Consider the following 26,839-nt stretch of genomic DNA (forward strand, 5'->3'; position numbering starts at 1 on the left):
GGAACGTGGTCCCTGGTCAGGGGCCCCGGCCGCCGGAACCGTGGAGTCATGGTCACCGCAGCCCGGCCCCGCTCCCCCGCCGTCCCCCCACTCGCCCGGCGCGTCCCGGCCGTCCGTCATCTCGGGCCCAACTGGTACGCCTGCGTCATGGGCACCGCCGTCGTCGGCACCGCGGGAGCCGCGCTGCCCGGGCACGCGCCCGTGCCGCGCGCCGTGTGCGTCGCGGTCTGGGCCCTGTCCCTCGTCCTGCTGGCCGCCCTGCTGGCCGCCCGGTCCCTGCACTGGCTCCACCACCGCGACCAGGTCCGCGCCCAGCTGCTCGACCCGGCCGCCGCCCCGTTCTACGGCTGCCTGTCCATGGCCCTGCTGGCCGTCGGCGGCGGCGCCCTGTCCCTCGGACGGGACTGGATCGGCGTCCCCGCCGCGGTCGCCCTGGACACCGCGCTCTTCACCGCCGGTACGGCCGTCGGGCTCGCGGCGGCGGTCGCCGTCCCGTACCTGATGGCCGCGCGCCACCGGATCGAGCCGGGGCAGGCCAGCCCGGTGTGGCTGCTGCCGCTGGTCGCGCCGATGGTGTCCGCGGCCGTCGGGCCGCTGCTGGTGCCGCACCTCCCGCCCGGGCAGCCCCGCAGGACGCTGCTGCTCGCGTGCGTCGCGATGTTCGGGCTGAGCCTGCTCGCGACCCTGATGACCCTCCCGGTGATCTTCGGCCGGCTGCTCACCGGAGGTCCGCTGCCGCTCGTGCTCACCCCGTCGCTGTTCCTGGTGCTGGGCCCGCTGGGACAGTCGACGACCGCCGTGGGGAGGTTCGCGGACGTGGCGCCGGGGGTCGTACCGGAACCGTACGCCGACGGCTTCACGGTCCTCGCCGTGCTGTACGGGGTGCCCGTGACGGGCTTCGCGCTGATGTGGCTGGCCTTCGCCGTCGCACACGTCGTGCGGGCCCGCCGGGAGGGCATGGGCTTCTCGATGACGTGGTGGTCGTTCACCTTCCCGGTGGGCACCTGCGTCACCGGCTCCGAGGCGCTCGCCCGGCACACGGGGCTCGCGGTCTACGACGGGCTCACCGTCGCCCTCTACGCCCTCCTCGTCGCCGCCTGGGCCGTCGCCGCCGTGCACACCGCGCGCGGCCTGCTCAGCGGCACGCTGCTCGCAGGGCCGCGGCCAGCGCCCGGGGCGCCTCGGCCAGCGACGGCCCGTACCACGTGAGGTAACGCCCGTCGACGAGGGCGCAGGGCAGGCCGGGGAAGGCCTCCGGGCCGTCGTCGGCGGTGAAGCGGTACGGCTCGTCCGGCAGGACCACGACGTCCGGACGGGCCGCCCGCAGCTCGTCCACCGGGACCTTCGGGTAGCGCTCGGCGTGTCCGGCGTACAGGTGGTCGATGCCGAGGCGGGCCAGGACGTCCCCCGCGAAGGTGTCGCGGCCCAGCACCATCCAGGGCCTGCGCCAGACCGGCACGACGGCCGTCGTGCGCCGCGCCGGGGAGGGCGGGTGGGCCCAGGCCTCCTCCGCCTCGTCCAGCCACCGGGGCCGGGCGGGCGATCCGCAGGCGGTCAGCACCCGGTCCAGCTCGGTGAGGGCCTGGGGCACGGTGCGCACCTCGGTCACCAGCACCTCGGCACCCGCCGCACGCAGGGCGTCCAGGTCGGGGGCGCGGTTCTCCTCCTCGTTGGCGATCACCAGGTCGGGGGCCAGGGAGAGGATCCGGTCGGTCTTCGGGTTCTTGGTGCCGCCGACGCGTAGGACGTCGAGGCCCGCCGGACGGGTGCACCAGTCGGTCGCGCCGACCAGGGCGCCGGGGACGGTGCGGGCCACCGCCTCGGTCAGGGACGGAACCAGGCAGACCACTCTCACCCGCGCGTCCTCACCGGCGGGGCCCTTCCCGGACCGCCTCGATGTGCTCGGCGACGGCGACCACGATCAGCCGGGTGTCGGGCACCGTGGCCCGCCAGCGGTGCCGCACCCCGCCGGTGAGGTACAGCGTGTCGCCGCGCCCGAGCCGGTAGGCGCGGCCCTCGGCCTCGATCTCCACGGCGCCCTCGGCGACGAACATCAACTGATCGTTGCGGTGCTGCAGTTCCCGGCCCGCGTCGTGGTCGCCGGTGAACTCGGAGGCGTGCATCTGGTGGTGTCCGCGCACCAGGGAGCGCACCCTGGGCGCCAGCTCGGGGTCGGGTTCCTCGGCGCGGACCACGTCGACGCTGCAGGCGGGGTCGGCCGCGGCGAGCAGCTCCACGGCGGTGGTGCGCAGGGCGTCGGCCACCTTCTCCAGGGAGCTCTGACTGGGCCGCGCCCGGTCGTTCTCGATCTGGCTCAGGAAGGGCACGGACAGGCCGCTGCGCTCTGCCACCACGGCGAGGGTGAGTTCCAGGGCCCGGCGCCGCCGCCGTACGGCCGCGCCCACCCGCAGGTGCTGATCTTTGTGGTCGCCCATCGCTCCGGCTCCCTCCTTCACCCGTCGTCGTACCGTCGCCGTGCCCTGTTCTGGGCGCCGTCCTCCTGATGAGTTCTCTGCACCCTACGCATGTTCGGCAAACCGTTTCACGCGGCCGTCACATCGGTGTCACGCCGCGGTGGCCGCGACCTCACGGTTCTCGCCACCGGCGGGCCGCTCCGTCCGCCGTGCGGGAGGCCCTACCGGTTCAAGGCCTGGGTGGCCCTCCGTGTTCCCGTCGGCCGCTCCCGCCCCGGCGGGACCATGCTCGGGCGCGGGGTTGGCGCTCCGTGGTTGGCCGAATCCTTACCGTGCCCGGGACGGGGACGACCCGAGGGGTGGGCCCGGCGGCGCCCTGTCAGGGGGCGCCGCGGACCCACCCCTCGGGGTGGCCGGTACGGCGGTGCCGCACCGGTCTCGCGTGTGTCGTGCTACTGCGGGGTCATCCGGCCTGCCATGTCCGGGTGCTCCTTGAGCCAGGCCGCGACGGCTTGCTCCTCGTGGCCCTGACCGCGGTCCTTGATCTCGGCCTCCAGGCTGCCCAGTTCGTCCTCGCTCATGTGGAAGTTCCTGATCCACTCGGTGAGCTGCGGGTACTGCTCCGGGAACTTCTTGCTGGAGATGGTGCGGATCGTGTTGCCCTCGCCGAAGGCCTTCTTCGGGTCCTTCAGCTTGGTCAGCTCGTAGTCGCTGTAGGCCCAGTGCGGCGACCACAGGGTGACCGCGACCGGCTCCTTCTTGGCGAGGGCGCGCTTGAGCTCGGCCAGCATCGCGGGCGTGGAGCCGTCGACGACCCTGTACTCGTCCTCCAGGCCGTAGCCCGGCACGACCTCGTTCTTCAGCAGCTGCATCTCACCGGTGCCGGGCTCGATGCCGATGATCTTCCCGTCGAAGAGGTCGCCCTTGCCCTTGAGGTCGGCGAGGGACTTGACGTCCTTCACGTACGAGGGGACGGCGATCTCCAGGGAGGTCGGTTCGTACCAGGTGCCCAGGTCGACGAGGTCGTCCTTGTGCTTCTTCCAGTAGCTGCTCTGGGCGTAGGGCAGCCACGCGTCGAAGTTGAGGTCGATGCCGCCGGAGGCAAGGCCGGTGTAGACCGGGCCGACGTCCATCTGCTTCAGGTTCATCTCGTAGCCGCGGCGCTCGAGGACGTTCTTCCACAGGTAGGTGACGGCGACGTCCTCCTCCCACGGGAACCAGGCCACGTCGAGGGTGCGCCTGGCCTCGGCGGGGGTGCCGCCGGTGGCGTTCTCGACCGGGGCGAGCTTGTCGACGACGCCCGGGTTGGCCTTGAGCCAGGTACGGACGGCCTTCTGCTGCTGCCCCTTGCCGGCCTTGTTGATCTCGGCCTCGAGGCTGGTGAGCTGCTTCTCCGTCATGGAGAAGTCCTTGAGCCACTTGGTGACGACGGGGTTGTCGTTCGAGAAGCCCTTGCGGGACAGCGTGTGCACGCCGTCGCCCTTGCCCCAGGCGCCCTTGGGGTCCTTCAGCTTCTTCAGGTCGTAGTCGTTGTACGCCCAGTGCGGGGACCACAGCGGGACGACGATCGGTTCCTTCTTGCTGTAGGCCCGCTTCAGCTCGGCCAGCATCGCCGGCGTGGAGCTGTCGACAACCTTGTACTCCTTGTCGAGACCGTACTCCTTGAGGATCTTGGTCTTGAGGAGGTTCGTCTCGCCGGCGCTGGACTCGATGCCGGTGATCTTCCCGTCGAAGAGGCCGGCCTTGCCCTTGAGGTCCTCGAGGGAGTTGATGTCCTTCATGTACGCCGGGACGGTCAGCTCCAGCGAGGTCTCGTCGTACCAGGAGCCGAGGTCCTCGAGCTGCTTGCCGTACTTCTTCCAGTACTGCTCGTGGGTCGTGGGCAGCCACGAGTCGGTCTGGAAGTCGATGTTGCCCTGGGCGAGCGCGGTGTAGAGCGGGCCGGCCTCGAACTGCTTGGTCTCGACCTCGAAGCCGCGCTGTTCGAGGATCTCCTTCCACAGGAACGTGGAGGCGACGCCCTCGTCCCAGGGGATGTAGCCGATGGAGACCTTCTTGCCGTCGCCGACCTTCTTGCCGCCGCCGGCGGTGTCGACGTCGTCGGAGCTGCCGCCGAACATGCCCATGCCACCGGCCACCAGGCCGAGGATCACGATGCCGATCACGGCGACCTGCGGCTGGGGGCGGTAGGACCAGATCTTCAGGCCCTTGGCGGCGCGTGCCTTGGCGGCGGCACGGCGGCCCAGCGGGGAGACGTGGGTGCCCAGCGCACTGGTCATGCGGTCCAGGTAGATCGCCAGGATCACGATGGCGAGACCGGCCTCGGCGCCGAGGCCGACGTTGAGCTGGCCGATGGACTCCATGACGTCGCCGCCGAGGCCGCCGGTACCGACCATGCCGGCGATCGCGGCCATGGACAGGCCGAGCATGATGACCTGGTTGACGCCCGCCATCACCGTCGGCAGCGCCAGCGGGAGCTGGACGCGCAGCAGGGTGTTGCGGGGCGTGGTGCCGAACGCCTCCGCGGCCTCGACCAGTTCCTTGTCGACCTGGCGGATGCCCAGCTCGGTCATGCGGACGCCGGGGGCGAGCGCGAAGATCAGCGTGGCCACGATGCCCGGGGCGGAACCGGTCCCGAAGAACAGGATCGCGGGGATCAGGTAGATCATCGCGGGCAGCGTCTGCATGAAGTCCAGGATCGGCCTCACGAACGCGCTCACCCGGTCCGAGCGTGCCGCCCAGATGCCCACCGGAACCGCCACGACCAGGGCGATGATCGTGGCGACCAGCAGGAGCGCCAGGGTGATCATCGCGTTCCCCCACAGTTCGAGGGAGTCGATGAAGGCGAATCCGGCGAACGAGAGGATGCCGGCGAAGGTACCGCGCAGCCAGAAGGCGATCACGGCGAAGATACCGGCGAGCAGCAGCGGTTCGGGGGCCTGGAGGACGGCGTTGATGCCGTCGTAGGCGCCGGTGAAGATGCCCTTGAGGAAGGTGAAGAGCCAGGAGACGTTGTCGAGCAGCCAGTCGACGGTGCTGTTGACCCAGTCACCGAGGGGGATCCTAGGCACGGCTGATCACCTTCTTGCCGCCCTTGTCCCGCGGGGACTGGCAGACGCCGGGCTCGACTTCCTCGTCGCCGAGGAAGCCGATGAGGCGCTGGGCCGGGACGACGCCGACGAGCCTGCGGTCGCCGTCGAGCACCGCCACCGCGTGGGGCACACGGGCGCTGATGGCGCACAGCTCCGAGAACGGCGTGTCGGGCGTGGCGGTCTCGCAGTCGCAGTCGGCCTCGTCGCCGCGCACGTCGGTCTCCATGACGGCGCCGGCGGTCAGGACGCGGGATCGGTCGACGTCCTTGGTGAAGGAGGCGACGTAGTCGTTGGCGGGACGTATCAGGATGTCCTGCGCGGTGCCTATCTGCACGATCCGGCCGTCCCGCATCATGGCGATGCGGTCGCCCAGGCGCATGGCCTCGTTGAGGTCGTGGGTGATGAAGACGATGGTCTTCTTCAGGGTCTTCTGCAGGTCGAGCAGCTGGTCCTGCATGTCGCGCCGGATCAGCGGGTCGAGGGCGCTGAAGGACTCGTCCATCAGCAGCAGGTCGGCGTCGGTGGCGAGCGCGCGGGCCAGGCCGACGCGCTGCTGCATGCCGCCGGACAGCTCGTCCGGCCAGGACGTCTCCCAGCCGGCCAGGCCGCACAGGGCGAGCGCCTCGTCGGCGCGGCGGTCGCGCTCGGCGCGGGGCACGCCCTGCACTTCAAGACCGTAGGCAGCGTTGTCACGGACGCTGCGGTGGGGGAAGAGCGCGAAGTGCTGGAAGACCATGCTGATCTTCTTGGAACGGACCTCGCGCAGCGCGCGGTCGCTGAGCTCGGTGAGGTCCTGGCCCCCGAAGCGGACGTGCCCGGCGGTCGGTTCCGACAGACCGTTGAGCATGCGCAGCAGCGTGGACTTGCCTGATCCGGACAGTCCCATGACCACGAAGATCTCGCCGGACTCCACGGTGAAGGACGCGTCGACGACGGCGGCCGTGGTGCCGTCGGCCCGCAGCTCCTCCCGGTCGGTTCCCTGGCGCAGTCGTTCGACCGCGTTGTCCGGTTTCCTGCCGAAGACCTTGTACAGGTTCTCGGCCTCTAGTCTGGCTGACACGCTTACCTCTTGGGTCGGGGACAGGGGCAAGGGGGAAGACTCGTTGTTTCGGCTAACAGTTGAATGCATCAACCAGCTTCGGCCCGGCTGCGCGCCTGCCCCGATCCCTGTGCGCCAAACATTCGAGTGACCCAGTTCACAGACCCTCCCCCACTCGTCCACGCGGCCTGCGGCATGATGCGGGGCGTGACCGGACGACTGATGCTTCTCGACACCGCCTCCCTCTACTTCCGCGCCTACTTCGGCGTGCCGGACTCGGTGAGGGCTCCCGACGGCACGCCGGTGAACGCCGTGCGCGGACTCCTCGACTTCATCGACCGCCTGGTGAAGGACCACCGGCCCGACCACCTGGTGGCCTGCATGGACGCCGACTGGCGCCCGCAGTGGCGGGTGGAACTGATCCCCTCCTACAAGGCGCACCGAGTCGCCGAGGAGCGCCCGGCCGGCCCCGACGAGGAGGAGGTGCCCGACACGCTGTCCCCGCAGGTGCCGGTCATCGAGGCCGTCCTCGACGCGCTCGGCATCGCCCGCGTCGGCGTGGCCGGGTACGAGGCGGACGACGTCATCGGCACCTACACCGCGCGGGCCACCGGCCCGGTCGACATCGTCACCGGTGACCGGGACCTCTACCAGCTCGTCGACGACGCCCGGGGCGTGCGCGTGCTCTACCCGGTCAAGGGCGTCGGCACGCTCAACCTCGTCGACGAGGCCGCGCTGCGCGAGAAGTACGGCGTCGACGGGCGCGGCTACGCCGATCTGGCGCTGCTGCGGGGAGACCCCAGCGACGGCCTGCCGGGCGTTCCCGGCATCGGCGAGAAGACGGCGGCCAAACTGCTCGCCGAGTTCGGGGACCTGGCCGGGATCCAGGCCGCCGTCGACGACCCGAAGGCGAGGCTCACCCCCTCGCAGCGCAAGCGGCTGACCGAGGCACGGCCGTATCTCGCGGTCGCCCCGAAGGTCGTCCGGGTGGCGGACGACGTCCCGCTGCCGGACGTCGACACCGCGCTGCCGCACGGTCCGCGCGATGCCGCGGCGCTGGACGCGCTGGCGGCCCGGTGGGGGCTCGGCGGGTCACTGCAGCGGCTGCTGACCACCCTCACCGCCTGAACCGTGCGGCGCGGGCACCCGTTCCTTGGGCGGCGGGCAAGACCGGGATGCTAGCTTAGGTTTACCTAACTCGGGGAATCGCACGCAGGCAACAGGGAGGCCCTCATGGCAGACCGACCGGCACGCAAGCCGCGCAAGCCGCACACCGCGCAGGTCGTCCGCACCGAGCGGCTGACCCCGCACATGCAGCGCGTGGTGCTCGGCGGCGAGGGACTCTCCGCGTTCTCGGCGGACACCTGCACCGACCACTACGTGAAGCTGCTCTTCCCCGCCGGGGGCGCGACCTACCCGGAGCCTTTCGACATGGAGCGGATCCGTGCGGAGTTCCCGCGCGAGCAGTGGCCGGTGACCCGGACGTACACCGTTCGGCACTGGGACGCCGAGCACCGCGAGATGACGCTGGACTTCGTCATCCACGGCGACGAGGGGCTGGCCGGACCGTGGGCGAGGCGCGTCCGGCCCGGCGAGACCGTGCACTTCATGGGCCCGGGCGGTGCGTACGCCCCCGATGCCGCCGCCGACTGGCATCTGCTCGCCGGCGACGAGAGCGCGCTGCCCGCCATCGCCCGTTCCCTGGAGGCGCTGTCCGACGGCGCCCGCGCGTTCGCCTTCGTCGAGGTCGCGGGGCCCGAGGAGGAGCAGAAGATCGACTCCGACGTGGAGGTCGTCTGGCTGCACCGCGGCGACCGGCCGGTGGGCCGGGCCCTGGCCGAGGCCGTGCGCACGCTGGACTTCCCCGAGGGCCGGGTGCACGCGTTCGTCCACGGCGAGGCGGCCTGTGTCAAGGAACTGCGCCGGTACCTGCGGATGGAGCGCGAGATAGCCCGCGAGGACCTGTCCATCTCCGGCTACTGGCGGCTCGGCCACAACGAGGACGGCTGGCAGGCCTCGAAGCGGGAGTGGAACGCCCGCATCGAGGCCGAGCAGGAGGGCCCACCGGCGGCGTAGCGCGCCCTGTCGCGGCCCGCGCCGCGCGCCACCCACGCGAACCGCCCACCTCCTGGACACCCCCGGCCCGAGACCGCACCGGCGCAGGCACGCAGAAGCTTCCAGGTCAGCGCCGCCAGGAGCCGTGGGCAGGCGCCCGCCCGTCAGCGCCGCCCGGGTCACGCAGCGGGTTCCGCCGGCCCGCTGCCGCACGGCCCGTCCCAGTCGCCGCGTACGCGCGCGTGCAGGTGCATGTCGTGCCACCCGTCGGGATGGAGCAGGGCGCTGCGCTTGGTGCCCTCCAGGGCGAAGCCCGTCTTCTGCGCGACCCGGCACGACGCCGCGTTGACGACGGCGTGCAGGAGTTCCAGGCGCTGGAAGCCGATCTCGTCCAGGGCCCAGTACGCGAGTGCCCGCGTGGCACGCGCGGCGACGCCCCGGCCACGGGCGCCCGCCGTCGTCCAGTAGGCGACCTCGGCCACCCCGTCGCCGAGCACCACCTCCCGCAGCGCGACCCGGCCCAGCAGCCGGTCGTCGGCCGTGTCGGCGACCGCCCACTGGACGCCGCGCTCCCGCTCCCAGGCCTGTTGCCACTCGGTGATCCAGCCCCGCACCTCCTCCTCGGAGTCGGCGGCGCGAACGTGCCACTGGTGCATCACCGGATCCTGGAAGGCCGCGTGCACGGCGGGCGCGTCCTCGGTGCGCCACGGGCGCAGCAACAGCCCGTCGCCGGTCCGGAGCGTGGGCTGCGGGGCACGGGAGAGGGTACCGGCGGCGAGGACCGGGCGCGTCAGGTAGGGCATGGGCGGCATCCTGCCAGCGGGGCCGGGCGGCGCCCAGCGGTTTTCCGGTGCGGCCCCGCCGCCTCGGCCCACCATCGCGACCCACCGCCTCGTAGGCTGGGAGATGATGAGACGCCGTTCCCCTCCCCCGCCCTCGCCCCTGCCGCAGCGCGACGGCATCGACGCGGTGCGTGTGCGGCTGCCCGCGGAAGGGCCGTGGTCCACGGTGCGGGAGCACCTGACCGAGCGCCTGTCCGGCGCGGGCGCCGGTGTGGTCGACGGCATGTTCGACGCCGGGCTGTTCTTCGGGGCGGACGGGCGGTCGGTACCGGACGACGCGCCGTACGAGCCGGGCATGTTCGTGTGGTTCCACCGCGAGCTGCCCGCCGAGGTTCCGGTGCCCTTCCCGCTGGAGGTCGTCCACCGCGACGAGCACATCGTCGTCGCCGACAAGCCGCACTTCCTCGCCACCACCCCGCGCGGCGGCCACGTCGCCCAGACCGCGCTGGCACGGCTGCGCCGGGAGCTGGACATCCCGGCGCTCGGCGCCGCGCACCGGCTGGACCGGCTCACCGCGGGGCTGGTCCTGTTCACCGTGCGCCCCGAGGAACGCGGCGCGTATCAGGGCCTGTTCGCCGACCGGCGGGTGCGCAAGGAATACGAGGCCGTGGCCCCGTACGATCCGGCGCTCACCCTCCCCAGGACCGTCCGCAGCCGCGTTCTGAAGGAGCGCGGGGTGCTCGCCGCCCGCGAGGTGGACGGCGAGCCGAACGCCCTGACCCGCGTGGCGCTGCTCGGACACCGGCCGGAGCGGGGGCTCGGGCGGTACCGGCTGGTGCCCGGAACCGGCCGGACCCACCAGCTACGCGTGCACATGAGCGCGCTCGGCGTGCCGATCCTCGGCGATCCCCTCTATCCCGAGGTGGCCGCCCCCGTGCCGGCCGGCGACTTCCGGCGCCCGCTGCAACTGCTCGCGCGGGAGCTGGGGTTCACCGATCCGGTCACGGGACGCGAGCACCGCTTCCGCAGCAGACGCTCCCTCGACGCCTGGACGGCGTACGAGGACTGGGCGGCGGACGAGGACCGGGCCGGCCGTCAGTAGCCGCGCCACCAGAGCAGGAAGCGCTGCCAGGCACCGCGGGGACGGGGACGCTCCGGTCCCGGCACCTGCTGGGGCGCGGCGGCCGTCACCGACACGGGCTGCGGCGGGCGGGGCGGCAGGGGCGGCTCCGTGCGCCGTTCCGGCTTCGGGATGCCGACGTGCCAGGTCTCGCGCCGCGCCGGGGCGGGAGCGTGGCTCGGCTGCTGCCTGATGTCCTGCTGCGCCTTCGGCTCGAACCGCACCGGCAGCTCCACCAGGTGCCGTGAGGCGATCGACGACCGCCATCGCAGTTCGTCCTCGTCGCAGTCGAGCTGGACGTCGGGCAGCCGCATCAGCAGCGCGTCGATGCCGGCGTCGGCGATGGCACGCCCGATGTCCTGCCCGGGGCACTCGTGCGGGCCGCCGCCGAAGGCGAGGTGGGCCCGGTTGCCCTGCATGCTCGCGGCCAGGTCCGGGCGGATGCGAGGATCGACGTTGCCCGGGGCGATGCCGAACAGCAGTCCGTCCCCGGCACGGATGCGCTGACCGCCCAGTTCCGTCTCCTGCTTGGCGAAGTAGGCGAAGACGGTACTGAACGGCGGCTCGTCCCACAGGGACTGCTCGACCGCCTCGGGCACCGTCATCTGGCCGCCGCTGAGCTGGGCGCGGAAGCCGGGATCGGTGAGCACCACGCGCAGCACGTTGCCGATCAGGTTGACGGTCGCCTCGTAGGCGGCCAGCAGGACGACCCGCAGGTGCTCCCGGACCTCGTCGTCGCTGAGCCCGGCCGGGTGGGTGACGAGGTGGCCGGCGATGTCGTCCTCGGGGCCGGCCCGGCGGGCCTCGGTGAGCCGGCTCAGGGCCTCCATGACGTAGGCGTGGCTGGCGATCGCCGTCTCGGTGCCCTTGAGGGTGTCGCGGGCCGCCTCCACCATCCGGTCGTTGTACTCGTCCGGCATGCCGAGGAGATGACACATCACGCCCATCGGCAGGTGCTCGGCGAACTGGCCGACGAGGTCGGCGCGGCCCTCCTCGCAGAACCGGTTGACGATGCGCTGGGTGTACCGCTTGATGTGCCGGCGCAGCTCCCGGAAGTCCAGGTCGGACATGGCACTGGTGACCGCTCCGCGCAGCCGCTTGTGTTCGTCGCCCTCGGCGTGGGAGCAGATGGGCTGCCAGGCGATGTGCGGCATCAGCGGGTGGTCGGGTTTGACCATGCCCTCGTTGAGCGGGGTCCAGATACGGCTGTCGCGGCAGAACTGGGCGGGGGCGCTCACCATGTGGAGGTTCTCGGCGTGCCCGAGCACCACCCACACCGGTACGTCGTCGTGGAGCAGCGCGGGCGCCACCGGCCCGTGCTCTTCGCGCAGTCTCTCGTACAGCTCCTCCAGGTCGTCCGCCTCGTGCAGGCGGTGCAGTCCGCCCGGCCCGAGGCCGTGTGCCGGGCAGCCGGGCGGTGGTTCGAGCAGGGGGTCGCCAGTGCCGGCCGGGGATGGGCGTTCAGGCGTCACAGTCTCGCTCCGCAAAAAGGGTGTGGGTCACGTCAAGGGAGTGTCGGTGGGCGGCCGCGCGGGTCAGGTGAGCGCGCCCTTCATGGCGAGGGAGTGCAGGAGGCGCATCAGGGTCATCAGGACGTCCCGGCTGGAGGCGCGGCGCCGCACGTCGCAGTCGAGGATGGGAATCTCCTCGGACAGGTCGAGCGCCGTCCGCAGCTCCGCGACGGGGTAACGGGGAGCGTCCGGGAAGGTGTTGACGGCGACCACGAAGGGCACGCCGCGCTCCTCCAGGCGCCCCATGACGTCGAAGCTGACCTCCAGTCGCCGGGTGTCGACGAGGACGACCGCGCCGAGGGCGCCCTCGAACAGGCCGTTCCACAGGAACCAGAAGCGCTCCTGGCCGGGCGTGCCGAAGAGGTACAGCACCAGTTGGTCCGTGATGCTGATGCGGCCGAAGTCCATGGCGACGGTGGTGGCCGTCTTGGAGGCGGAGCCGTAGTTGTCGTCGACGCCGATTCCGGCCTGGGTCATCGTCTCCTCGGTGGTCAGCGGTCTGATCTCGCTGACCGAACCGACCATGGTGGTCTTGCCGACGCCGAAGCCGCCGACGATGACGATTTTCACGGCGGCCTCGGCCGTGTGCGGCAGCCGGTCCTCGGTCCGTGGGCCCGGGATCGTGTCAGAGCTTTTGAAGTCCATGCATCACCGCTTCGAGGAGGTTTCGGTCGGCGACCTTCTGGCGGACGATCGGGGCGCGGGCCCGCACCATCTCCGTCGCCAGCAGGTCGGTGAGCAGCACGGTCACCACACTGAACGGCAGGCTCAGGTAGGCCGACAGCTCGGCCACGGACAGGGGGGCGGCGCACAGCCGCAGCAGGGCGGCCTGTTCCGGCGTGGCGGACACCGGGGGGTCGGCGCGGGCCACGATCAGAGTGACGAGGTCGATGTCGGCGCGCTCGCCGTTCCCTTCCCCACCGATGACGAAGAGCCGCTCGGGATTGCGGAGTTCGCCCTCCTTGGCGGGTGGGCCGGAGGTGGCTGGCGCGGTGGGCCGGTCCGGCCCGGGAGATCGCCTCTGGCGTTGGGGAGGAGTCATACGGTCTGCCCGTTGCGCCGTGCGGGACTGGTGAGGTGGGGGCCGATACGGGCGACCAGGTCGGCCATGCTCAGGCCCATCCGGCCGGGTTCGCAGCGGACGTCGGAGAGCACCGCGAGGTAGGCGTTGGGTCCGGCGGCCATCAGGTAGAAGTAGCCGCCGTTCATCTCGATGAGCACCATCTTCATGTCGCCGTCGCTGGTCGGGATCTCCTGGCTGACGGCACTCGCCAGGCTCTGCAGGCCCGCGCAGGCGGCGGCGACCCGGTCCGCGGCGTCCGGGTCCCCGGAGTAGCGGGCGATGCGCAGGCCGTCGGCGGAGAGCACCACGATCATCTCGATGCCCGGGACGCCGTCGTAGAGATCCCTGAGCATCCAGTCGAACTTGCCTTGCTGCTCGATCACTTGAGGTTCCCCTCGTCGTCTGCCGGGGCGTGGGCCGGCTCGTTGCTGCTGGACTGCTGGTGGACCTGGGAGCTGCCCGGGTGCTGCTTGAGCCCCTCCCAGAAGGCGCCGATGAAGTGCCCCGGCGGGAGCCCCCGGTCCTCCGGCACGGGCTCCGGCTCCGCGGGTGCCGGGATGCCGTCGCGGGCGCGCTCGGCGGCCAGGCGGGCCTCGCGTTCGGCGTCCTCCCGCTCCCACACCGCCTGCTCGGCGAGGCGCTGGCTCAGGGGCATCTTGACCCGGCTGCGGCGCTGCGGGAGGCCGCCCGCCGTCCACTCGGTCACCTCGGGAACGTCGTCCTCCAGGGAGACCGTGGCGGGGATGCGGGGGCTGGTGGGACGGCGCTTCTTGGGCTTGCGCTGCGGTCCGGGCAGGGCGTCCGGGCCCGGGGTGGGGATCGAGGTCGCGCCGATGCCGTGGGCGAGGCCGACGCCGGGCTCGGTGGTCATCATCTTGCCGGGCACGATGAGGATGGCGCGGACTCCGCCGTACGCGGAGGCCCGCAGCGAGACGTCCATGCCGAACTGCGTGCACAGCCGGCCGACGACGGAGAGGCCCAGGCGCGGGTGGTGGGCGAGGTCCTGGACGTCGGTTCCGCGCTTGGCCTGCTCCAGCAGACCCTCGATACGGGCGCGGGACTCCTCGCTGAGGCTGACGCCGGCGTCCTCGATCTCGATGCACACACCGCTCTGCACCTCGGTCGCGGTGACGTGCACCTTGGAGGCGGGCGGCGAGTAGCGGGTGGCGTTGTCGAGGAGTTCCGCGGCGGCGTGGATGACCGGTTCGACCGCGGTGCCCTTGATGTTGACCTTGGCGATGGAGGCCAGGTTGATCCGGCGGTACTCCAGGATCCGGGACATGGCGCCGCGCAGCACGCTGTAGAGGGCGACCGGCTCGGGCCACTGGCGTCCGGGCCGGCCACCGCCGATCACGGAGATGGAGTCGGCGAGGCGGCCGATCAGCGAGGTGCCGTGGTCGATGCGCAGGAGGTCGTCGAAGACCTCGGGGTTGCGCCCGTGGTCCTCCTCCATCTCGCGGAGTTCCTTGTTCTGCTGGTGGACGATCGCCTGGACGCGGCGGGCGATGTCGACGAAGGAGCGCTCGGCGGACTCACGCATGGAGTCCTGGTGGTCGACGATGTCGCAGACCATGCGGATCAGTTTGCGCTGGGGCTCGCCCAGCTCGGTGTAGGAGGGGTCCACCTCGCCGATGCGGCGCATCACCTCCGCGGGTGTGCTCCCCGTGCGCATGGCTTCCAGGACGTTGGGGATGACCTCGCCGCCGAGGCGGACCATCTCCTCGTGGTGGCTCGCGGCCCGGTGTTCCAGATACGCGGTGTGACGGGCGTGCTCGGCGCGCAGGGCCCGCAGGGTACGGCCGCGGCGTACCGCTTCGGCGGCCGCGGTGATCACCAGGAGCGTGGCGACGGCACCGCACAGGCCGACGGCGAGCCGGGCCGGTTCCGTCACCAGGGCGACGGCGGCCCCGGTGGCCGCGGCCATCAGTATGGCGGGCAGCAACAGCGTTCGCGCGTAGGGAAGTTCACGGCGACCTGGAGGGGAATCAACACTCACCATGTAGGCCCTCTGAAAACGAATCGGCAGGGATGGGGGAGCGCGCGGCGGGGTATGTCTGGGAGTTGTCGGGATCTTCGGCGCATAGGGAACAAACGCGCGATTACACCTCAACTCGGTGCGCTGCGGGCGAGCTTAGTCCGAGGGGATCATCGCCGTGTCATATTCAGCAAGCACCTGAAACGGGCACGGGGACTGGAGTACGGTCGAGCCCATTTGCACGCCGAGCAGTGGTTCGAACACATGGAGTAACACCCTATGGGTGTACGCGTGTGACTCACCGTGATGAGCGACGGGGAGTGCCGGGGAACGCCCGGGACGCACGGAGGCCCGGCGGGCCTCCCGCCGGGCCTCCGAGGTGTCGGGGTCAGCCGACGGACGAGTAGGCCACCACTCCGCGCAGCAGCTCGTCGACCGCCTTGCGCGCGTTCTTCGGGACGGTGGAGCCCGCGCCGGGCGCGGCGGCCGAGATCTGCCCGAGGACGTCGATGACCTGCTTGCACCAGCGCACGAAGTCGCCGGCCGGCATCTCCGCCTCGCGCAGCACTTCGTCGAGGCCCTTGCCGGAGGCCCACATGTACGCCGCCCAGGCGAAGCCGAGGTCGGGCTCGCGCTGGCCGACACCCTCGGTCTGGCTGATCCGGAAATCCTCTTCCAGGGCGTCGAGGCGGCCCCAGATGCGTACCGTCTCACCGAGGGCGGCCTTGGCCCTGCCCGAGGGCACCTTGGGCGCCATCGCGTCGTCGGCGACCCGGGACTCATAGACCAGCGCCGAGACGCAGGCGGCCAGCTCGGCCGGGGACAGGCCCTCCCAGACGCCCTCGCGCAGACACTCGCTGGCGAGCAGGTCCAGCTCGCCGTAGAGCCGGGCGAGGCGCTTGCCGTGCTCGGTGACCTCGTCGCCGCGCAGGTAGTCGAGCTCCGTCAGCAGCGCGACGATCCGGTCGAAGGTGCGGGCGATGGTGTTCGTCCGGCCCTCGATCCGCCGCTCCAGCTGCGAGGTGTCGCGCAGCAGCCGGTGGTGGCGCTCGGCCCAGCGGGCGTGGTCCTCGCAGTCGTCGCAGCCGTGGCAGGGATGCGCGCGGATGGCCTTGCGCAGCCGGGCGATCTCCCGGTCGTCGGCCGCCTGGGACCGCTTCTTGCGGGCCCGCTCCGGCGGGATGTGCCCGGCCTTGGTACGCAGTGCGGAGGCGAGGTCCCGGCGGGACTGCGGCGAGCGCGCGTTGAAGGACTTCGGAATCCGCATCCGGTCCAGCGCCTCGACGGGCACCGGGAAGTCGATCGACGCCAGCCGCTTGACCTGCCGCTCGGCGGTCAGCACCAGCGGACGGGGCCCGTCGTGGTGGTCGAAGCCGCGGTGGCCGTTGGACCGCCCGGCGGGCAGGCCCGGGTCGAGCACCAGGGCGAGGCCCGTGTACTTGCCCGTCGGCACGTGGATGACGTCGCCCGGCCTCAGCTTCTCCAGGGCCACGGCGGCCTCGGCGCGACGCTCGTGGGCGCCCTGCCGGGCCAGTTCCGTCTCCCGGTCCTTCAGCTCGCGGCGCAGCCCGGCGTACTCGTCGAAGTCGCCGAGGTGACAGGTCATGGAGGCCTTGTAGCCCTCGAGACCCTCCTCGTTGCGCTGCACCTGCCGGGAGATGCCGACGACCGACTTGTCCGCCTGGAACTGCGCGAAGGACGTTTCGAGGAGCTCGCGCGAACGGTGCCGGCCGAACTGCTCGACCAGGTTGACCGCCATGTTGTACGAGGGCTTGAAGCTGGAGCGCAGCGGGTATGTGCGGGTACCGGCCAGTCCCGCGAGGTGCTCGGGGTTCATGCCCCGCTGCCAGAGCACGACTGCGTGGCCCTCGACGTCGATGCCGCGCCGGCCGGCCCGGCCGGTGAGCTGGGTGAACTCGCCGGGAGTGATGTCGGCGTGCTGCTCGCCGTTCCACTTGACGAGCTTCTCCAGCACGACCGAGCGGGCGGGCATGTTGATGCCGAGGGCGAGGGTCTCGGTCGCGAAGACGGCCTTCACCAGCCCGCGGACGAACAGCTCCTCGACGACCTCCTTGAACGTCGGCAGCATGCCCGCGTGGTGGGCGGCGATGCCGCGCTCCAGGCCCTCCAGCCACTCGTAGTACCCCAGGACGTGGAGGTCCTCGGTCGGGATGGAGGCGGTGCGCTCCTCGACGAGGGCGCGGACCCTGTCCCGTGCGTCCTCGTCGTTGAGCCTCAGGCCGGCGTACAGGCACTGCTGGACGGCGGCCTCGCAGGCGGCACGGCTGAAGATGAAGGTGATCGCGGGCAGCAGCCCCTCGGAGTCGAGCCGCTCGATGACCTCGGGGCGGCTCGGCGTCCACACGCGGGAGCGCTGTCTGCGTTCCCGCTCCCGGTCGGCCTCCTTCATGGAGCGGCCGCGCCTGCGGTCCTGGTAGGACGGGCGGCTCGCCTCCATGCGTGCCATGCGGGTGAGATCCGGGTTGACGGCCTTCTTGTGGCCCTCGGCCTCCTCGAACAGGTCGTACATCCGGCGCCCGGCCAGCACGTGCTGGAACAGCGGGACCGGCCGGTGCTCGGAGACGATCACCTGGGTGTCGCCGCGCACGGTGTCGAGCCAGTCGCCGAACTCCTCCGCGTTCGACACGGTCGCCGACAGTGAGACCAGGGTCACGGACTCGGGGAGGTGGATGATCACCTCTTCCCAGACGGCGCCGCGGAAGCGGTCGGAGAGGTAGTGCACCTCGTCCATCACCACGTGGCCGAGGCCCAGGAGGGTCTGCGAGCCCGCGTACAGCATGTTCCGCAGGACCTCGGTGGTCATGACGACCACGGGGGCTTCGGAGTTCACGCTGTTGTCGCCGGTGAGCAGGCCCACCTTGTCCGTGCCGTAGCGGCGGCACAGGTCGGCGTACTTCTGGTTCGACAGCGCCTTGATGGGCGTCGTGTAGAAGCACTTCTTGCCCTGCCGGAGGGCGAGGTGAACGGCGAACTCGCCGACGATCGTCTTGCCGGAGCCGGTGGGCGCGGCCACCAGTACGCCCTTGCCCGCCTCGAGCGCCTGACAGGCCTCGATCTGGAAGGGGTCGAGGGCGAAGTCGTACATCTCGCGGAAGGAGGCGAGCGCGGTGGCCTGCTCGACAGCGCGCTGACGGGCTGCCGCGTACCGCTCGGCCGGTGAGAGATCCTCTGTCATCGTGCTTTCGAGCGTACCGGGCCGCACTGACAACAGGACGATCATTATCGGGATCGGCCGTGTGGAGGCTCCGCGGGAGCGCCTACGCCCGCCGTCACGGTCCGGGCGGTGCTCAGGTCACGTCGTCGTAGCCGTTGACCCGGTCCCTGGTGGCCTGCTCGGGCAGGGCGCGGGCGGTGGTCACGGACTCGACCCCGCCGATGGGCTCGGGAGTGAGGTCCAGACTCGACGCCTCGTCGTCGTCCAGGGCGGTGTCGCGGTCGGCGCGAGCGCGGCGCCTGTCGTTGAGCAGGGCGAAGCCGACCGCCAGGAAGTACAGGACGACGATCGGCCCGGCGAGGGCGATCATGCCGATGGGGTCGGTGGTGGGTGTCGCCACGGCACCGAAGACGAAGACGCCCATGACGACGCCGCGCCACCAGCCCATCATCCGGCGGCCGGTCACCGCGCCGGCGAGATTGAGCATGACCAGGACCAGCGGCAGCTCGAAGGCGCCGCCGAAGATCAGGATCATCCGGACGATGAAGTCCAGGATCTTGTCCATCGGCAGGATGTTCGCCGAACCCTCGGGCGTGATCCCCAGCAGCACGCGCATGCTGATGGGCATGATCGTGTACGCGAGCCAGCCACCGCCCACGAAAAGGGGTACGGCCGCGCCCACGAACCAGTACGTGTAGCGCCGCTCGTGCCGGTGCAGGCCCGGGGCCACGAAGGCCCAGAGCTGGTACAGCCAGAACGGGCTGGAGACGACGATGCCCGCCATCAGGCACACCTTCACCGTCGTGGTGAAGGGGGACAGCAGGTCGGTGTAGGCGATGACGGCGCAGGCGCCACCGGTGGACTCGCCCAGACCGTCGGTGCAGCGCGGCACGGGGTCCATGAGGAAGCTCATCAGCTGCTGGCTGTAGAACGCGGCCACCACGGTGACGACCGTGATCGCCAGCATGCCCTTCGCAAGCCGGTTGCGCAGCTCACGCAGGTGCTCCACGAGGGGCATCCGCCCCTCGGGATCCTTCTCTTTCTTGCGGGCAGGCTTCGGCAACCCACGTTCCCATCTCGTGCGGCAGGCCGGAGGTCACCGGCCCTGCGTCAGCGCTTGGTCGTGTCCGTCGGCTCGGTGACCGGGCGGGAGCTGGTCACGTCGCCGGGAGCGGCCTGGATGGTGCGCTGCGCAGCGGACTGCTCGGGGGTCGGCGGGTCGGCGGGGGCGGCCTCGTCGGACTTGCCCTCGCTCTTCATGGCCTTGGCCTCGCTCTTGAGGATGCGCGCCGACTTTCCGAGCGACCGCGCCATGTCCGGAAGCTTCTTCGCGCCGAACAGCAGGATGATGACGACGAGGATGAGAATGATCTCGGGGGCGCCGAGCCTTCCGAACATAAGTCTTTACCTTCTCACCGAGGCGGCTGGGTGGGGGTGCTGTCCGACCGGTCGGACGCACGTCCGACCGATCGTCTTGTGCAGCGATCGTAACGCTCGGGGGTAAACGTGAGGCAATCCCCGTGCGTACTCCCGTCCGCGACCGGGCCTCGTTTTCCTGGCCGCGACCAGCAGCGTACCGCCCGTGACCCGTGAGGTGACAGGGCGAAGCGCCCCCCACGCGAGTCACACCGGTGCGTCCGGTCACCGACGCGGCCCGGCGCCGGGCCCCGGACGGTCACAAGGTGTCCACGGCACGGGCGGCGCTCTCGGTCGCGCGCTCCAGGTCCTCCGCGGCCCGGCTGATCCGGTCGGCGGAGTCCGTCACCTGCCGACCGAGGCGCTGCGCCTCCACGAACACCTTCACGGCGAACACCGTGAGGACGGCGAGACCCAGAAAACCCACGGCAACCGCGAACATCGGCCAGAACATGACGTCGAGACTAGACGGTGGAGTGCAGCCGCAGGGTCCTGACCCCGCCCCCGGTGAGCAGCTCCACGACCCGCTCCCCCGCCGGCTTGCGCACGGCGGACCCGCACTCGGGGCAGGTGAAGGAGTAGAAGGTGGTGCGGCTCGTGGCGCCGATGGCCAGGCGCAGGGCGCTCGCGGCGAGTTCGAAGCGGCCCCGGCAGTCCGGGCAGCCCGCCTTGAACAAGACCGGCGACACGCGTCTCATGCCGGCGAACGCGGACGCCGCGGTCATGCCCGGCAGTCCCGGCCCCAGGGGCTCGCTCACAGTCCCAGCTCCTGCCTGTCGTGCTGCCCGACCGTCTCGGTCCCGCCGCCGTGCGCCCCGGCCGCCTCGATCCCGTCGTAGGCGGCCAGCGCCTCGCGGGCGGCCCTGCGGGCGCTGTCGGCGAGCGCGGACGGGGAGACGATCCGGCCGTCGCGCCCGAGCCGCAACGCCAGCCGCCGCAGGGAGGTCGGGTCGGGGGTGCGCAGGGTGATACGCAGGCCGCCGTCGGGCAGTTCGTCCGCGCTGTCGTGCGGGTAGTACTCGGCGACCCAGCGCCCGCCGGGGCCGACCTCCACGACGACCTCGGGGTCCTCGGCGGCGGGCTGCACCAGCCCCTCCGACAGGTCCCGCAGCTCCACCTCGGGCGGTGCGGAGGGCTCGTCCAGGATGCGGATCTCGGCGACCCGGTCGAGCCGGAAGGTGCGCCGGGCCTCCGAGCGGCGGCACCAGGCCTCCACGTACGTGTGCCCGACGCTGACCAGCCTGATGGGGTCGATCTCGCGCTCGGTGACCTCGTCGCGGGCCGGTGAGTAGTAGCGGATCCACAGCCGGCGGCGCTCCGAGATGGCCCGGTCGACGTCGGCGAAGACGCCGCCCTCCGACTCGAAGGTGACGGACAGGCGCGAGCTGGCGCCCGCGGCCTCGCCGGCCGAGGTCTCCACCTTGGCCGTGGCCCGCAGCAGCGCCTGGCGGTCGCTCTCGCGCAGACCGGGCAGGGTCGCCACCGCGCGGGCGGCGACGAGCAGCGCGGTGGCCTCGTCGGCGGCGAGCCGCAGCGGCTCGGCGGCGTCCGCGCCGAGGGCGGCGGGGTTGTGCCACCAGATGCGCTCGCCGTCGGTGTCGATGTCGAGCAGATCACCGCCGCGGAAGCTGGTTCCGCACATGGGGAGCACGTCGAGGTCGGAGACCAGCTCGTCCTCGGTGATGCCGAAGGCCCGCGCGACGTCCTCGACCCTGGCGCCTGGTCGCTCGCGCAGATACGTCACCAGGGACAGCATCCGTCGGGTCTGGTCGATGGCGTTCACTGGCCTGACCGGTTTGCCTGCCACTGTGTTGTCCGCTCCCCCTCAGCCCTTGGCCACGGCACGCAGCCGGTCCACCACGTCCGCACGCAGCTCCGCGGGCTCCAGCACCACCACGTCCGGCCCGAACTCCACCAGCCAGGCGTCCAGTCCGTGCCCGTACGGAATTTCCAACTCGTCCCAGCCGTCGCCTAGTTCCCGCATCCCGGTGGCCTTCGCCCGAAGGGGGTACCCCGCGCCCCTACGCAGCCGGATCCGCGCGGAGCGGTCGGCGGTCTCCCCCGCCCAGCTCGCGACCGTCTCCCGGACGGTGACGACGTCGGGGACGGGCGCGGTGAACCGCGCACCGCGCGAGCGGACCTTCCCGGTGATCCGGGACAGCCGGAAGACCCGCTCGGCGCCGCGGTCGCGGTCGAAGCCCGCCAGGTACCAGTGGCCGCGCCAGCACTCCAGCGCCCAGGGCTCCACGTGCCGGGGCCCGGGCTGGGCCGCGTTGGCCTTGCGGTAGTCGAAGAGGACCGGCCGGCGGTCGCGGCAGGCCAGCATCAGCGGCTCGAAGGCCGCCTCGTGCACGGGGATGCGGGGCTCCAGCGCGCTGTGCGCCTCGTACGGGTCGACGTCCTCGGGCAGTCCGGCCGCGCGCAGCTTCTGCAGCGCGCCGCTCGCGGCGCCGGCGAGGCGCGCCTGCTGCCACACCTTGGCGGCGAGCCCGAGCGCGGCGGCCTCCTCGGCGTCCAGGGTGATGGGCGGCAGCCGGTTGCTGTCCCGGCGGGCCAGGTAGCCGATCTCTCCGTCGAGGCTCTCCACGGTCTCGATGACCAGTCCGAGTTCGCGCAGGTCGTCCTTGTCGCGCTCGAACATGCGGTTGAAGGAGTCGTCGGAGCCCGCCGCCCTCTGGCCCGGTCCGACGGTCTCGACGTAGGCCTCGATCGAATCGCGCAGCTCGCGCTTGCTGAGTGGCCGCCGTGTCCCGAGCAGACACAGCGCCAGGTTCATCAGCCGCTCGGCCTTGGCAATGGCCATCGACGCCCTTCTCCCTGTGGTGCTTACGACGGATGACCGTACCGTCCCGCGGTGGCGCGGCAAAAGCCGAGGGCCCATGCCCGGACAGGCATGGACCCCGGATGACCGGCTCTGATCGCCGTCCGTTCGGACGTCGGTCAGACTCCGAGCAGATCGACCACGAAGATCAGCGTCTCGCCGGGCTTGATCGCCGGGGTCGGGCTCTGGTCGCCGTAGGCGAGGTGGGCCGGGACGGTCAGCTGACGTCGGCCGCCGACCTTCATGCCCTGCACGCCCTGGTCCCAGCCCGCGATGACACGGCCGCCACCGAGCGGGAAGCGGAACGGCGTACCGCGGTTCCAGCTGGCGTCGAACTCCTCGCCCGTGCTGAAGGCCACGCCCACGTAGTGGACGGTCACGGTCTGACCGGCCTGCGCAACCGGACCGTCGCCCTCCCAGATGTCCTTGATCTCGAGGTCCGCCGGGGGCTCGCCGCCCGGGAAGTCGACCTCGGGCTTGTCGATGCTCACGTGTTCAGCTCCTGCTTGTCTACGAAAAGGCAACGGTCCAAGTCTTACATCCCCGAGGCGTCACATCTTCGCGAGGATGTCGACGGAGAAGACGAGTGTGGAGTCCTTCTCGATGCCGCTGCCCTCCGGCGGGCTGTCGCCGTACCCCAGGTTGGGCGGGATGACGATGAGGACGCGGCTGCCGACCTTCTTGCCCGTCAGACCCTGCGCCCAGCCCTTGACGACCTGCTGGAGCGAGAACGACGTCAGCTGCTTCCTGCCGTACGTCGAGTCGAACTCCTTGCCGCCGTCCCACAACACGCCCTCGTACTGCACGAGCACGCTGTCCTGGGCACCGACCTCGGCGCCGTCGCCCTCCAGGACGTACTCCGCCACGAGCTTCTTCGGCGCGTCGGCCTCCGGCACGTCGATGGAGGGCGCCTTGCCGTCGGTGTTGGTGCCGACCTTCGGCAGGGCGGCGTCGTCCTGGGGGACCTTGCTGCCCTCGGCGCTGCTCCTGGCGTTGAAGGTGTCCTTGATGTCGACCACGAAGACCAGCGTGTCGTCGCCCTTGATGCCCGCCTGCTCGTTGCCCTGCTCGCCGTATCCCCAGGCGGGCGGGACGGAGAACTCGACGCGGCTGCCGGTCTTCTTGCCGGTGAGCGCGTACCGCCAGCCGTCGATGATGCTGCCCTGGGCGAGCTGGATGATCAGGGGGGTCTTGCGGTCGTAGGAGTTGTCGAAGACCTTCGCGCTCTGCCAGACCTGGCCGAGGTAGTCAGCCGAGAGGAAGTCGTTCTCCGCGACGGCCCTGCCGCCGCCGGCGACGACCGTCTTGACCGCGAGGTCCTTGGAGGGCTCGCCGCTGCCCTTGGCGACGGTCGGCTTCTCGCCGAACTTCGTCCCCGCGGTGATCGCCGGCAGCGGACCGTCGACGATCTTCGGCGGCGGCGGTGCCGAGGTGGCCGACGCCTCGGGCGAAGCGCTGTCGCTCGCGTTGCTCGATGAGCCGGAGTCGTCGTCGTCACCACAGGCGGCGAGCGTGACCAGTCCCGCGGGGACGGCGATGAGGAGGGAGCGTCGGCGCACGGTGGGGGCCTCGTATCGGTATCGGGTCGGTCCTGCTTGCTGGCGTGCGCGCAACTCTACGGCGTGAGAAGGGCACCGCACGGCTAACGTACGGTGCCCGTGTGGCGTTCCGCCCTTCCGTGCGAAGACGCGTGTCTCACCCCGTCCGGATCACATTCCGGCGATCAGCTTCTCCACCCGGTCGTCCACCGACCGGAACGGGTCCTTGCACAACACCGTGCGCTGCGCCTGGTCGTTGAGCTTGAGGTGGACCCAGTCGACGGTGAAGTCCCGGCGCTGTTCCTGGGCCCGCCGGATGAAGTCGCCGCGCAGCCGGGCCCGAGTGGTCTGCGGCGGAACGGACTTGCCCTCGAAGATCTTCAAGTCGTTGGCGACCCTGGCGGCCTGGCCCTTCTTCTCGAGCAGGTAGTACAGACCACGCCGGCGGTGGATGTCGTGGTAGGCGAGGTCTATCTGCGCGACCCGCGGGTGCGACATGGTCATGTTGTGCTTGGCCCGGTACCGCTCGATGAGCTTGTACTTCATGACCCAGTCGATCTCTGTGTCGATGCGGTCGAGGTCCTCGGCCTCGATGGCGTCCAGGGTGCGGCCCCACAGTTCCAGCACCCGCTCGACGGTGCCGGTGCGGATGCCGCGGCGCTCGCAGAAGTCCACGGCCTTCTCGTAGTACTCCCGCTGCACCTCCAGCGCGGACGCCTCCCGGCCACTGGCCAGGCGCACCTTGCGGCGCCCCGTGATGTCGTGGCTGACCTCGCGGATCGCCCGGATCGGGTTCTCCAGGGTGAGATCGCGCATCACCGTGCCCGCCTCGATCATGCGCAGCACCAGGTCGGTGGCGCCGACCTTGAGCAGCATGGTCGTCTCGGACATGTTCGAGTCGCCCACGATGACGTGCAGGCGCCGGTAGCGCTCGGCGTCGGCGTGCGGCTCGTCGCGCGTGTTGATGATGGGCCGGGAGCGGGTGGTCGCCGAGGAGACGCCCTCCCAGATGTGCTCGGCCCGCTGGCTGACGCAGTACACGGCACCGCGCGGCGTCTGCAGCACCTTGCCGGCACCGCACAGCAGCTGCCTGGTCACCAGGAACGGAATGAGAATGTCCGCGAGCCGCGAGAACTCCCCGTGCCGGGCCACGAGGTAATTCTCGTGGCAGCCGTAGGAGTTGCCGGCGGAGTCGGTGTTGTTCTTGAAGAGGTAGACGTCGCCCGCGATTCCCTCCTCGTGCAGGCGTCGTTCGGCGTCCACCAGGAGTCCTTCGAGAATGCGCTCGCCCGCCTTGTCGTGGGTGACGAGTTCGGTCACATTGTCACATTCGGGTGTGGCGTATTCCGGATGTGATCCCACGTCGAGATACAGGCGGGCCCCGTTGCGCAGAAAGACATTGCTGCTGCGGCCCCATGACACGACACGGCGGAAGAGGTACCGCGCCACCTCGTCAGGCGACAGGCGGCGCTGTCCCCTGAACGTGCACGTGACGCCGTACTCGTTCTCCAGCCCGAAAATGCGGCGGTCCATGACTGAACATTACGCCTGATGACCCGAACTGAAACGGGGTTCGACGGCACGGTTTGGATCATTTTCCGATGAAGCCGCAATCACCTCTCCCCGCGCGGGAGCTGCGAGGACCCGCCCGGTGCACGCCAGCACGAGCAGGGAGACGCACCCCGCCGCCCCGGGCAGGACGAAGCCCCACAGGGCCCCGCCGTGCTCCACGACGGGCCCCGCGAGACCCGTGCCCACCGAGGCGCCCACGGTGAAGGTCGTCACCAGCCACGAGAACGCCTCCGTCACCGTGCCGCGCGGCGCGTGCAGATCGACGAGGACGAACGCACAGGTGATGCACGGCGCGAGGAAGACGCCCGCGAGGACGGTGAGCAGCACCATGGCGGCCGCGCCCGGCATCAGAGTCAGCGGCAGGTAACACACCGCCAGCAGGGCCACCAGCACCCGCAGTCTCCGGGCCGGTTCACCGGACCACTGCCGCGCCCCGTAGACGGCTCCCCCGGCCAGCGCGCCGAGCCCCAGAGCGGCCATCAGCCACCCGTAGACGGCGTCACCGCCGTGCTCGTCGGCGTACGGCACGGAGGCGACGGTGATGGACCCGAGCGCCATCCCGATGAACAGGAAGGAGCCAAGCAGCGCCAGCAGCCCGCCCGAACGCAGCGCACCGAGCCAGTGCGCCTCACGGGGTGCCGACCGCCACGCGCGCGAAGGGGGCGACACGACCACGGAGAGCGCGCCCAGCACACCGAGGCCGTTGAGCAGGAGCAGGGCCGCCCGGGGCGACCACAGCGACACGCACACCGTCACCAGCAGCGGGCCGACGGTGAACATGACCTCCTGCGCCACGGCGTCCATGGCGTACGCCGTGTGCACCTGGCCCTCCTTGCGGAGCACACTCGGCCACAGCGCCCGCAGCCCACCCTCCAGCGGCGGCGTGAACAGCCCGGCGGCTGCGACGGCCACGTACGCGAGCACGGCCGCCCCGGTACCGGCGAAGGCGAACGCGGCCATGGCCAGCGCCGACAGCACCGCGGCCGGCAACTGCACCCGCGGCTGTCCGTACAGGTCGACGAGCCGCCCCAGTACGGGCTGCCCCACGGCGTTGGCGACGCCGTACACGGCGGCAAGCGCTCCCGCGAGGCTGTACGAGCCGCCCTCGGCCCGCACGAACAACACGATCGCGATCGCCGCGGTGGCGTTGGGCAGCCTCCCGACGAGCGTGCCGACGAGCAGCCGTACGGCATGCCGCGCCCGGAGAATGTCCAGATATCCGGCGACCACGATCCACCCCCTTCTCCGGTGAGGCTCACGGCCTTC

Annotated in this window: 25 protein-coding genes; 4 read left to right on the top strand and 21 right to left on the bottom strand. The window is 71.2% G+C overall.

Annotated features, from left to right (window positions below):
• Positions 1–48: 48 nt before the first annotated feature.
• A complete protein-coding gene (locus tag ACGFYH_RS07340; protein ID WP_393802145.1) occupies positions 49–1,209 on the top strand; it encodes a TDT family transporter in 1,161 nt (386 codons plus the stop codon).
• Here the strand turns inward: ACGFYH_RS07340 and ACGFYH_RS07345 are convergent.
• The 4 genes from ACGFYH_RS07345 to ACGFYH_RS07360 all read right to left on the bottom strand — a co-directional run bounded on the left by ACGFYH_RS07345 (position 1,136) and on the right by ACGFYH_RS07360 (position 6,566).
• Positions 1,136–1,855 (bottom strand): helical backbone metal receptor, encoded by a 720-nt coding sequence (locus ACGFYH_RS07345; protein WP_393802146.1) that lies wholly within the window; start codon positions 1,853–1,855, stop codon positions 1,136–1,138. The genes ACGFYH_RS07340 and ACGFYH_RS07345 overlap by 74 nt on opposite strands.
• 10 nt (positions 1,856–1,865) lie before the next feature.
• On the bottom strand, positions 1,866–2,435 hold the full coding sequence (locus ACGFYH_RS07350; RefSeq protein WP_393802147.1) for a helix-turn-helix domain-containing protein: 570 nt from the start codon (positions 2,433–2,435) through the stop codon (positions 1,866–1,868).
• Between the two features lie 431 nt (positions 2,436–2,866).
• Entirely contained in the window at positions 2,867–5,485 is a 2,619-nt protein-coding gene (locus tag ACGFYH_RS07355; protein WP_393802148.1) for an ABC transporter permease/substrate binding protein, read from the bottom strand.
• On the bottom strand, positions 5,478–6,566 hold the full coding sequence (locus tag ACGFYH_RS07360) for a glycine betaine/L-proline ABC transporter ATP-binding protein (protein ID WP_393802149.1): 1,089 nt from the start codon (positions 6,564–6,566) through the stop codon (positions 5,478–5,480). Before ACGFYH_RS07360 ends, ACGFYH_RS07355 begins: the two co-directional genes overlap by 8 nt.
• 201 nt (positions 6,567–6,767) lie before the next feature.
• Here ACGFYH_RS07360 and ACGFYH_RS07365 point away from each other — a divergent pair, with 201 nt between their 5' ends.
• Positions 6,768–7,673, top strand: coding sequence for a 5'-3' exonuclease H3TH domain-containing protein (locus ACGFYH_RS07365; RefSeq protein WP_393802309.1), 906 nt, complete (start codon positions 6,768–6,770; stop codon positions 7,671–7,673).
• 105 nt (positions 7,674–7,778) lie between these two features.
• A complete protein-coding gene (locus tag ACGFYH_RS07370) occupies positions 7,779–8,621 on the top strand; it encodes a siderophore-interacting protein (protein ID WP_393802150.1) in 843 nt (280 codons plus the stop codon).
• A gap of 158 nt (positions 8,622–8,779) precedes the next feature.
• Here the strand turns inward: ACGFYH_RS07370 and ACGFYH_RS07375 are convergent, their stop codons facing one another.
• Positions 8,780–9,403 (bottom strand): GNAT family N-acetyltransferase, encoded by a 624-nt coding sequence (locus ACGFYH_RS07375; protein ID WP_393802151.1) that lies wholly within the window; start codon positions 9,401–9,403, stop codon positions 8,780–8,782.
• A gap of 106 nt (positions 9,404–9,509) precedes the next feature.
• On the opposite strand from ACGFYH_RS07375, the gene ACGFYH_RS07380 reads away from it, so the two are divergent.
• Positions 9,510–10,484 (top strand): RluA family pseudouridine synthase, encoded by a 975-nt coding sequence (locus ACGFYH_RS07380; RefSeq protein ID WP_393802152.1) that lies wholly within the window; start codon positions 9,510–9,512, stop codon positions 10,482–10,484.
• Here ACGFYH_RS07380 and ACGFYH_RS07385 read toward each other — a convergent pair.
• The 16 genes from ACGFYH_RS07385 to ACGFYH_RS07460 all read right to left on the bottom strand — a co-directional run bounded on the left by ACGFYH_RS07385 (position 10,478) and on the right by ACGFYH_RS07460 (position 26,803).
• Positions 10,478–11,974: a cytochrome P450 gene (locus ACGFYH_RS07385; protein ID WP_393802153.1), complete on the bottom strand. Its 1,497-nt coding sequence runs from the start codon at positions 11,972–11,974 to the stop codon at positions 10,478–10,480. The two genes, ACGFYH_RS07380 and ACGFYH_RS07385, sit on opposite strands and share 7 nt — an antisense overlap.
• Before the next feature lie 63 nt (positions 11,975–12,037).
• Positions 12,038–12,658: an ATP/GTP-binding protein gene (locus tag ACGFYH_RS07390; RefSeq protein ID WP_393802154.1), complete on the bottom strand. Its 621-nt coding sequence runs from the start codon at positions 12,656–12,658 to the stop codon at positions 12,038–12,040.
• Positions 12,639–13,055: a DUF742 domain-containing protein gene (locus tag ACGFYH_RS07395; RefSeq protein ID WP_393802155.1), complete on the bottom strand. Its 417-nt coding sequence runs from the start codon at positions 13,053–13,055 to the stop codon at positions 12,639–12,641. Before ACGFYH_RS07395 ends, ACGFYH_RS07390 begins: the two co-directional genes overlap by 20 nt.
• Positions 13,052–13,429, bottom strand: a complete 378-nt coding sequence (locus ACGFYH_RS07400) for a roadblock/LC7 domain-containing protein (protein WP_167308645.1) — start codon at positions 13,427–13,429, stop codon at positions 13,052–13,054. The genes ACGFYH_RS07395 and ACGFYH_RS07400 overlap by 4 nt, the downstream gene beginning before the upstream one ends.
• 26 nt (positions 13,430–13,455) lie before the next feature.
• Entirely contained in the window at positions 13,456–15,075 is a 1,620-nt protein-coding gene (locus ACGFYH_RS07405; RefSeq protein WP_393802156.1) for a sensor histidine kinase, read from the bottom strand.
• Positions 15,076–15,439: 364 nt separating this feature from the next.
• Positions 15,440–18,292 (bottom strand): DEAD/DEAH box helicase, encoded by a 2,853-nt coding sequence (locus tag ACGFYH_RS07410; protein WP_393802157.1) that lies wholly within the window; start codon positions 18,290–18,292, stop codon positions 15,440–15,442.
• A gap of 67 nt (positions 18,293–18,359) precedes the next feature.
• Positions 18,360–19,244, bottom strand: coding sequence for a twin-arginine translocase subunit TatC (gene tatC, locus ACGFYH_RS07415; protein ID WP_393802158.1), 885 nt, complete (start codon positions 19,242–19,244; stop codon positions 18,360–18,362).
• A 92-nt stretch (positions 19,245–19,336) separates the two neighbouring features.
• Positions 19,337–19,624, bottom strand: coding sequence for a Sec-independent protein translocase subunit TatA (tatA, locus tag ACGFYH_RS07420; RefSeq protein WP_393802159.1), 288 nt, complete (start codon positions 19,622–19,624; stop codon positions 19,337–19,339).
• A gap of 277 nt (positions 19,625–19,901) precedes the next feature.
• Positions 19,902–20,096 (bottom strand): hypothetical protein, encoded by a 195-nt coding sequence (locus ACGFYH_RS07425; RefSeq protein ID WP_393802160.1) that lies wholly within the window; start codon positions 20,094–20,096, stop codon positions 19,902–19,904.
• Between the two features lie 10 nt (positions 20,097–20,106).
• Positions 20,107–20,367, bottom strand: a complete 261-nt coding sequence (locus tag ACGFYH_RS07430) for a hypothetical protein (protein ID WP_393802310.1) — start codon at positions 20,365–20,367, stop codon at positions 20,107–20,109.
• Between the two features lie 29 nt (positions 20,368–20,396).
• Positions 20,397–21,449, bottom strand: coding sequence for a helix-turn-helix transcriptional regulator (locus tag ACGFYH_RS07435; protein ID WP_393802161.1), 1,053 nt, complete (start codon positions 21,447–21,449; stop codon positions 20,397–20,399).
• 18 nt (positions 21,450–21,467) lie between these two features.
• Positions 21,468–22,445, bottom strand: coding sequence for a helix-turn-helix transcriptional regulator (locus ACGFYH_RS07440; protein WP_393802162.1), 978 nt, complete (start codon positions 22,443–22,445; stop codon positions 21,468–21,470).
• 137 nt (positions 22,446–22,582) lie between these two features.
• A complete protein-coding gene (locus ACGFYH_RS07445) occupies positions 22,583–22,954 on the bottom strand; it encodes an FKBP-type peptidyl-prolyl cis-trans isomerase (RefSeq protein ID WP_055416063.1) in 372 nt (123 codons plus the stop codon).
• Positions 22,955–23,014: 60 nt separating this feature from the next.
• Positions 23,015–24,022 (bottom strand): FKBP-type peptidyl-prolyl cis-trans isomerase, encoded by a 1,008-nt coding sequence (locus tag ACGFYH_RS07450; RefSeq protein WP_393802163.1) that lies wholly within the window; start codon positions 24,020–24,022, stop codon positions 23,015–23,017.
• Between the two features lie 150 nt (positions 24,023–24,172).
• Positions 24,173–25,534 (bottom strand): Pup--protein ligase, encoded by a 1,362-nt coding sequence (gene pafA, locus ACGFYH_RS07455; RefSeq protein ID WP_393802164.1) that lies wholly within the window; start codon positions 25,532–25,534, stop codon positions 24,173–24,175.
• Positions 25,535–25,543: 9 nt separating this feature from the next.
• Positions 25,544–26,803: an MFS transporter gene (locus tag ACGFYH_RS07460; RefSeq protein ID WP_393802165.1), complete on the bottom strand. Its 1,260-nt coding sequence runs from the start codon at positions 26,801–26,803 to the stop codon at positions 25,544–25,546.
• Between the last annotated feature and the right edge of the window lie 36 nt (positions 26,804–26,839).

It is taken from the genome of Streptomyces sp. NPDC048392 (assembly GCF_043200575.1).
Taxonomy (GTDB): domain Bacteria; phylum Actinomycetota; class Actinomycetes; order Streptomycetales; family Streptomycetaceae; genus Streptomyces.

What these genes read in the sequence shown, in the direction of transcription:
- ACGFYH_RS07340 (WP_393802145.1), top strand. Translation starts at nt 49, where the DNA reads ATGGTCACCGCAGCCCGGCCCCGCTCCCCCGCCGTCCCCCCACTCGCC.
- ACGFYH_RS07350 (WP_393802147.1), bottom strand. Translation starts at nt 2,435, where the DNA reads ATGGGCGACCACAAAGATCAGCACCTGCGGGTGGGCGCGGCCGTACGG.
- ACGFYH_RS07365 (WP_393802309.1), top strand. Translation starts at nt 6,768, where the DNA reads ATGCTTCTCGACACCGCCTCCCTCTACTTCCGCGCCTACTTCGGCGTG.
- ACGFYH_RS07370 (WP_393802150.1), top strand. Translation starts at nt 7,779, where the DNA reads ATGGCAGACCGACCGGCACGCAAGCCGCGCAAGCCGCACACCGCGCAG.
- ACGFYH_RS07375 (WP_393802151.1), bottom strand. Translation starts at nt 9,403, where the DNA reads ATGCCCTACCTGACGCGCCCGGTCCTCGCCGCCGGTACCCTCTCCCGT.
- ACGFYH_RS07380 (WP_393802152.1), top strand. Translation starts at nt 9,510, where the DNA reads ATGAGACGCCGTTCCCCTCCCCCGCCCTCGCCCCTGCCGCAGCGCGAC.
- ACGFYH_RS07390 (WP_393802154.1), bottom strand. Translation starts at nt 12,658, where the DNA reads ATGGACTTCAAAAGCTCTGACACGATCCCGGGCCCACGGACCGAGGAC.
- ACGFYH_RS07395 (WP_393802155.1), bottom strand. Translation starts at nt 13,055, where the DNA reads ATGACTCCTCCCCAACGCCAGAGGCGATCTCCCGGGCCGGACCGGCCC.
- ACGFYH_RS07400 (WP_167308645.1), bottom strand. Translation starts at nt 13,429, where the DNA reads ATGCTCAGGGATCTCTACGACGGCGTCCCGGGCATCGAGATGATCGTG.
- ACGFYH_RS07405 (WP_393802156.1), bottom strand. Translation starts at nt 15,075, where the DNA reads ATGGTGAGTGTTGATTCCCCTCCAGGTCGCCGTGAACTTCCCTACGCG.
- ACGFYH_RS07410 (WP_393802157.1), bottom strand. Translation starts at nt 18,292, where the DNA reads ATGATCGTCCTGTTGTCAGTGCGGCCCGGTACGCTCGAAAGCACGATG.
- tatC (WP_393802158.1), bottom strand. Translation starts at nt 19,244, where the DNA reads ATGCCCCTCGTGGAGCACCTGCGTGAGCTGCGCAACCGGCTTGCGAAG.
- tatA (WP_393802159.1), bottom strand. Translation starts at nt 19,624, where the DNA reads ATGTTCGGAAGGCTCGGCGCCCCCGAGATCATTCTCATCCTCGTCGTC.
- ACGFYH_RS07425 (WP_393802160.1), bottom strand. Translation starts at nt 20,096, where the DNA reads ATGTTCTGGCCGATGTTCGCGGTTGCCGTGGGTTTTCTGGGTCTCGCC.
- ACGFYH_RS07430 (WP_393802310.1), bottom strand. Translation starts at nt 20,367, where the DNA reads ATGACCGCGGCGTCCGCGTTCGCCGGCATGAGACGCGTGTCGCCGGTC.
- ACGFYH_RS07440 (WP_393802162.1), bottom strand. Translation starts at nt 22,445, where the DNA reads ATGGCCATTGCCAAGGCCGAGCGGCTGATGAACCTGGCGCTGTGTCTG.
- pafA (WP_393802164.1), bottom strand. Translation starts at nt 25,534, where the DNA reads ATGGACCGCCGCATTTTCGGGCTGGAGAACGAGTACGGCGTCACGTGC.